At 61.4% G+C, this 617-nt stretch carries 1 protein-coding gene; it reads left to right on the top strand.

The window, feature by feature from the left end; all coding sequences use genetic code 11:
• Positions 1–135 precede the first annotated feature (135 nt).
• Positions 136–510 carry a DUF7736 domain-containing protein gene (locus tag WFJ01_RS19050; RefSeq protein WP_336630052.1) on the top strand — a complete coding sequence of 125 codons (375 nt, stop codon included), beginning with the start codon at positions 136–138 and terminating at the stop codon, positions 508–510.
• The last annotated feature ends 107 nt before the right edge of the window (positions 511–617 follow it).

Raw genomic sequence — 617 nt, 5'->3', positions numbered from 1 at the left:
AATCGCGCCGGGGGCACTGACGGTCACCTTGGTGGTGGCCGTTCACCCGGGCCGGGGATTCCCGGGGACATTGAGGGGTCGGGTTGTTGTGGGGGACACCCGACCCCTCCCATCAACTAGTGAGAGGATCAGCACATGGCTGAGTCGAAAGAGTTTCACATCGGGGACATCCTGAGCATCCTGTCCGGGAAGCTCGTGTCCCCCAGCCACATCGGCGGCATCTACGCGATCTGCGATTGGATGACCGATCGTGCGAACATGACCCACCAGTTGCCGCGAGTATCTGGGGAGATTGAGGCTCAGCTCCGCGAGGACTTCCCCGATCTCGCCGCAGTTGAGGTGCCTGCGGGGTTGAACTCGGAAGAGAAGGTCCTGTCGTTCCTCGCCTCACTGGACATGGGGGAGACGCGCATGGTGGAGCGTCTTCGTGACCCAGCCGACCACACCGATATCGACCCGATCGCGGAGATTCGGATGATCAACCCGAACGCGAAGATCATCACGATCTAGAAGCGCACCCCATCTATTTCTGAACCGGTTCCCTTCATGGGGGCCGGTTCTTTTCGTGCCCCTGGTGGGCACTGGCGGTTGGTTCTGAGCGTACGAGGCTGTGGGGC

This window comes from Microbacterium sp. MMO-35, from assembly GCF_037147555.1.
In the GTDB taxonomy this organism is placed as follows: domain Bacteria; phylum Actinomycetota; class Actinomycetes; order Actinomycetales; family Microbacteriaceae; genus Microbacterium.
This window is presented reverse-complemented; position numbering and strand designations above follow the sequence as displayed.